Origin of the sequence: Parvimonas sp. D9 (assembly GCF_035282565.1) — a bacterium.
GTDB lineage: Bacteria > Bacillota > Clostridia > Tissierellales > Peptoniphilaceae > Parvimonas > Parvimonas micra.
The window spans coordinates 1-237 of record NZ_JAYKBM010000261.1 but is presented as its reverse complement, the minus strand read 5'-3'; the positions used below and the strand labels follow the sequence as shown (position 1 = coordinate 237).

At 66.7% G+C, this 237-nt stretch carries 1 protein-coding gene; it reads left to right on the top strand.

Annotated elements, in window-relative coordinates; all coding sequences use genetic code 11:
* A partial coding sequence (locus VJI94_RS08810; RefSeq protein WP_324009102.1) for a sulfotransferase occupies positions 1-237 on the top strand: 237 nt, incomplete at both ends.

Genomic DNA, 237 nt, shown 5'->3' with positions numbered 1-237 from the left:
CCCGCATCGTCTATGACGCCGATGAGACGGAGCGCTTCGTCGACGACAGCATCGCAACCTTCGACGCCGCCCTGATCGCGGCGTGCGCGGGGATGGGATCGATGGCCTCGGATCCGATCTTCATCCTCGGCATGCCCCGCGCCGGATCGACGCTGGTCGAACAGATATTGTCGAGCCATCCCCGGGTGGAGGGTACGTCCGAACTGCCCGACGTGCCCACCCTTGCCCGGAGCGTCG